This window comes from Salinimicrobium oceani, from assembly GCF_012037645.1.
In genome coordinates this window covers 1-331 of the sequence record NZ_JAAVJR010001297.1, presented here as the reverse complement: position 1 = coordinate 331, position 331 = coordinate 1, and the positions used below count along the sequence as shown (strand labels likewise).

The window sequence follows — 331 nt, the reverse complement described above, 5'->3', positions numbered from 1 at the left end:
GCAGCGATCATCAAAGTTCCTCCTATAGGTGTAACAGGACCAAACAGCCTAAAATCAAATGATGTCATGGAATTTGTAGCTAAAAGATAAATGGATCCCGAGAAAAATATCACGCCCGTAATTGTTAAATAGAAGCATATCTTTTTAACTTTTTCTGAAGCAAGGGGCAATGAACCCATCAGTAACAGGAATAACGCATGATACATCTGGTATTTCACACCGGTTTCAAATGTCTTCAGGTTTTCTACGCTGAGGAATGCTTTTAGCCCGTGAGCCGCAAAAGCACCTAATATTATTGCTATCACCCCAAGAAAAGCACCAGAAATTAATA

At 39.0% G+C, this 331-nt stretch carries 1 protein-coding gene; it reads right to left on the bottom strand.

Annotated elements, in window-relative coordinates; all coding sequences use genetic code 11:
• Nucleotides 1–331, bottom strand: a 331-nt coding sequence (locus HC175_RS21910) for a DUF423 domain-containing protein (protein ID WP_209310190.1), incomplete at both ends; no start/stop codon positions are given.